The organism is Ramlibacter sp., assembly GCF_035554825.1.
GTDB lineage: Bacteria > Pseudomonadota > Gammaproteobacteria > Burkholderiales > Burkholderiaceae_C > Ramlibacter.
Map to the genome: position 1 here is coordinate 1 of NZ_DATMHS010000059.1, position 4,325 is coordinate 4,325.

5 protein-coding genes and 1 pseudogene are annotated in these 4,325 nt (G+C 70.6%); 4 read left to right on the forward strand and 2 right to left on the reverse strand.

The features are described 5' to 3' along the window. On the reverse strand, positions 1 to 354 hold a 354-nt coding region (locus VNT59_RS06815), incomplete at its 3' end, for a peptidase U32 family protein (protein ID WP_325497572.1). Between the two features lie 143 nt (positions 355 to 497). Here VNT59_RS06815 and VNT59_RS06820 point away from each other — a divergent pair. Both VNT59_RS06820 and VNT59_RS06825 read left to right on the forward strand, forming a co-directional pair. Beyond that, entirely contained in the window at positions 498 to 1,301 is an 804-nt protein-coding gene (locus VNT59_RS06820) for a DUF2189 domain-containing protein (RefSeq protein WP_325497573.1), read from the forward strand. A 19-nt stretch (positions 1,302 to 1,320) separates the two neighbouring features. Then, complete coding sequence (locus VNT59_RS06825) at positions 1,321 to 1,629, forward strand: MTH1187 family thiamine-binding protein (protein WP_325497574.1); 309 nt, start codon at positions 1,321 to 1,323, stop codon at positions 1,627 to 1,629. 361 nt (positions 1,630 to 1,990) lie between these two features. On the opposite strand, the gene VNT59_RS06830 is transcribed toward VNT59_RS06825, so the two are convergent. Next, positions 1,991 to 2,872: a metal-dependent hydrolase gene (locus VNT59_RS06830; protein ID WP_414708356.1), complete on the reverse strand. Its 882-nt coding sequence runs from the start codon at positions 2,870 to 2,872 to the stop codon at positions 1,991 to 1,993. Positions 2,873 to 3,011: 139 nt separating this feature from the next. Between VNT59_RS06830 and VNT59_RS06835 the strand changes: the two genes are divergently transcribed. Together VNT59_RS06835 and VNT59_RS06840 are read left to right on the forward strand one after the other, a co-directional pair. After that, entirely contained in the window at positions 3,012 to 3,752 is a 741-nt protein-coding gene (locus tag VNT59_RS06835) for a heparan-alpha-glucosaminide N-acetyltransferase (RefSeq protein WP_325497575.1), read from the forward strand. Between the two features lie 126 nt (positions 3,753 to 3,878). Next, positions 3,879 to 4,325, forward strand: a pseudogene (locus tag VNT59_RS06840) (catalase HPII); the annotation flags it as partial.

The window sequence follows — 4,325 nt, forward strand, 5'->3', positions numbered from 1 at the left end:
CTGGGTGCTGGCGTGCAGCTGGATCGGCGGCAGGTCCAGCTCGAGCAGGCCCATGTCCTGGATGATCAGCACGTCGGCGCCGGCGCGGTACACGTCCCAGGCCATCTTGCGGGCGTCCTCGAGCTCGTCGTCACGCAGGATGGTGTTGTGGGTGACGAAGATGCGGGCGCCGAAGCGATGCGCGTGGCGGGCCAGCCGTTCGATGTCCTGCACCGTGTTGCCGGCGGCGGCGCGGGCGCCGAAGGCCGGTCCGCCGATGTAGACGGCATCGGCACCGTGGTTGACGGCCGCGACGCCGATGTCGGCATCGCGAGCCGGCGCAAGCAGCTCGAGCTGGTGGTTCAGGAGTGACATGGGAAAGCGGCGCCGCGGGCGCGGCCGGAGAGCCGGCCATTCTATAGGCGCTCGGCGTGGGGCGTGGCCCGACCGCGGCATGCCCGACTGGCTGCGGGTTGGTCCCGATACGGGGCAGGCCGCGGCCGGTTTCAATGCCGCGCATGAGCGCGTTCGTTGATCCTCCCGCACCCCCGCCGGCCCCGGCGCCCGCGTTCACGCGCGAACTGCTGCCGCTGCGGCTGGCCGATCCGCTGCGCTGGCTGCTGGCGGGCTGGCGCGACCTGGTGGCGGCGCCGTGGATCGCGTTGTTCTACGGCCTCTGCTTCTGGCTGATGGCGCTCACGCTGGGCGCCGTGTTCCGCAGCCGGCCCGAATACACGCTGTCGTTCGTCTCCGGCTGTTTTCTGGTCGGCCCGTTCCTGGCGATGGGCCTGTACGAGGCCAGCCGGCGCCGCGAGCAGGGGCTGCCGCAGAGCCTCGCCGCGTCGCTGACCTGCTGGGACCGGCACCTGGGCAGCATGGGCATGCTGGTGCTCGTGCTGCTGCTGCTGGAGCTGCTGTGGGGGCGCGCCTCGCTGGTGGTGTTCGCGGTGTTCTTCAACACCGGCATGCCGACCACGGCCAGCGTGGTGCAGGCCGTCTTCAATCCGCGGAACTGGCAGTTCGTCGCGGTGTACGCGCTGGTCGGCGGCCTGTTCGCGACCCTGGTGTTCGCCACCTGCGTGGTGTCGATCCCGATGATCCTGGATCGCGACACCGATGCGATCAGCGCGGGCATCGCCAGCATCGAGGTGGTGACCCGGCGCACCGGCGTGATGCTGGTCTGGAGCGCGCTGATCGTGCTGCTGGTGCTCGCCGCGCTGCTGCTGCCGTGGTCGGCGGGGCTGCTGCTGGCCGGCCCCTGGCTCGGCCACGCGAGCTGGCATGCCTACCGCGGCTCGTTCGCCTGGCGCGCGCCACAATAGGCGACCGCAAGGAGAACCGATGGTCCTGCTTGAATTCGCGATGTCGCCCCAGGGCAAGGGCGAGAGCCTCAGCCCCTACGTGGCGCGCATCCTCGACGTGATCGACCGCAGCGGCGTGGCCTACCAGCTCACGCCGATGGGCACCATCCTGGAAGGCGAGTGGGACGAGGTGATGGGCGTGGTCGGCGCCTGTTTCAAGGCCTTGCAGAGCGACTGCACCCGCATCGGCATGAACCTCAAGGTCGATTACCGCGCCGGGCCGCAGTCCCGCCTGCGCAGCAAGATCGAGCGGGTCGAGTCGCACCTGGGACGCAAGCTCAGGACCTGAGGCGGCGGCTGGCCAGGCCGGGCGAGCTCATCCATTCTCGATCCGTGTTCCAAAGCGAGGAAGACGGCATGCGGCGACCTGTCCCCCCGGGCGGCCCCCTGCGGGTGCGTCATGGCCTGGCGTTGTGCGCGGCGGCGCTGGTGGCCGCTGGCCTGGCTCCTCCGCTCGCGCTCGCGCAGGAGCGCGCCGCGCCGCAGTACACCAGGTCGACATCCTGTCGTCGCCGGCGCCGGAGCTGGCGAAATTGACCGCCCTGATCGGGATGGAGACGCGCTTCAAGCCAGCGAAATGTGGCGGCGCCGCGTGTCCCATGGGCTTCCCGATCCGGCTCACCGTCAGCCGCGATTTCTGACGGCCGCGGTCAGAAATCGACCTTCTGGCCCGGCTCCACCGACAGGATCTGCACCGCGCTGGCCCCCATGGCCGCCCGATACTCGGCCGGGGTGCCCTTCAGTTGCGGAATGGTGCCGTAGTGGATCGGGATGGCGTAGCGCGGCCGGATCATGTCGCGCGTGGCCATGGCGGCGTCGGCCGGGTTCATCACGAAGTGGCCGCCGATCGGGATCAGCAGCAGGTCGGGGCGGTACATCTCGCCGATCAGGCGCATGTCGCCGTAGACGGCGGTATCGCCCATGTGCCAGATCTTGAAGCCGTTCTCCATCTCCAGGATGAAGCCGACCGGTTCGCCGCCGGGCAGCACCTCCTCCTTGCCGGTCGCGGGATTCTTCCAGGCGTACTCGGAGGAATGCTCGGCGTGGACGGCGGTGATCTTCGGCCCGGTCGGGCCCCACGGCGTGATGGTGCCGCCCTTGCCGAAGCGCGGCGACAGTTCGGCGGGCAGCACGCCGTAGGTGGCCAGCGTCTGGTTCAGGCCGGCCGGACCCCACACCGGCGCCTTGTGCAGCTTCGCCAGCGCGGGCGCATCGGCGACGTGGTCGAAGTGCGCGTGCGTGACCAGGACCAGGTCGATCTTGCCGAGCGCTTCCAGCTGCTTGAAATTGGCGGGCGTCTTCGGGTTCGACGTCAGCCAGGGGTCGATCATGATCACCTTGCCGCCCGGCGTGGTGACGCGGATGGAGGCCTGGCCGAGCCACAGCACCTCCGTCTTGCCGGTGCTGTGCGCCGGGCCGGTCGAGGCGACCGTGGCCACCGTCATCGGCGCGGGGCCGGGCATGGGGGTGGAACAGCCGGCGGCGAGCAGCAGCGGCAGCAGGGCGGCGCCCAGGGAGCGGAACAGGTTCATCGTGTCTCCTTTTCGTTGGTTGGCCAGGCAATGCCGCTCGGATTGAAGCGCCACCGAAAGACCCGCGCATTTAGGCGGAATTGAGCGCCACGGCCCCCGGGCGGCGGGCCGGCGCGCCGCTCGCTCTACACTCGCCCGCATGGCAGGGCAGCGCTACGACTCCATCGACACCTTGCGCGGCGCCGCCATCGTCTGGATGACGGCGTACCACTTCTGCTTCGACCTGAACTGGTTCGGCTGGCTGCGCCAGGACTTCTACCGCGATCCCTTCTGGACCTGGCAGCGCACGGCGATCGTCAGCCTGTTCCTGTTCTGCGCCGGCCTGGGGCAGGCCGTGGCCTGGCAGCAGGGCCAGCGCTGGCCGCGGTTCTGGAAGCGCTGGGGCCAGATCGCCGGCTGCGCCTTGCTCGTCACGGCGGGCTCCTGGTTCATGTTCCCGCGCAGCTTCATCTACTTCGGCGTGCTCCACGGCATCGCCCTGATGCTGGTCGTGGTTCGCCTCAGCGCGGGCTGGGGCCGCTGGCTGTGGCTGGCGGGCGCCCTGGCGGTCCTGGCCAAGCCGCTGGCCGAACTGGCACACGGGCAGTGGCCGGCGCTCGACTTCCTCAACGATCGCGCCTGGAACTGGCTGGGCCTGGTCAGCCGCAAGCCGGTGACCGAAGACTACGTCCCGCTGATCCCCTGGCTGGGCGTGATGTGGTGGGGCATGGCCGCCGGGCAGTGGCTGCTGCAACGGCGGCGCGGCTGGGTGCAGCGCGCGCTGCCGCGGCCGACGGCGCCGCTGGCCTGGCTGGGGCGCTGGAGCCTGACCTGGTACATGCTGCACCAACCGGTGCTGATCGGCGCACTGGCGCTGGCGCGGCGGCTCGCGGCCGCTTGACGCGCGTCAGCCGCCGGCGCCTTCGCGGCGGGAACGGCCGAGACCATCAATGGCGTCCTACAGGCTCGGCGGGAGCGCGCGCTTAGGGTTGGGGTCGGCAATGTTGCCGCTGTGATCAGGAAGATCATGCCCAAGTCTCCCAAACCCCCTGCCGGGAAAGCGCCGGCCAGGAAAGCCGCCGCCAAGTCCGCCGCGCGCAATACCGACAGCGGTCCCGCCCGCGTCGCCGCGGCCGGGGCGCACGACGCCGCGGCCGAGCGAATGGCTCAGGTGGAGGCGCTCGCCGCGGCCATGCCGCACAACCCGACGAAATCCCAGGAGCACGGCTTTGCCAGCGGGCTGGCGCCGCAGCCTGGCGCCACCGTCGAGCCCGAGTCGCGCCTGCCCGGCGCCAGCACGCTGTCGGAGGAGAACGGTTCGGGCAAGACCGGCAGCGTCGCGCCCGAGGGCGTGAATGCCACGATCGAACCGCTGGACCGGGTCCGGGTGGACTCGAGCGGGCAGATGCTGACCACCAACCAGGGGGTGCGCATCGCCGACAACCAGAACTCGCTGAAATACGGCGTGCGCGGG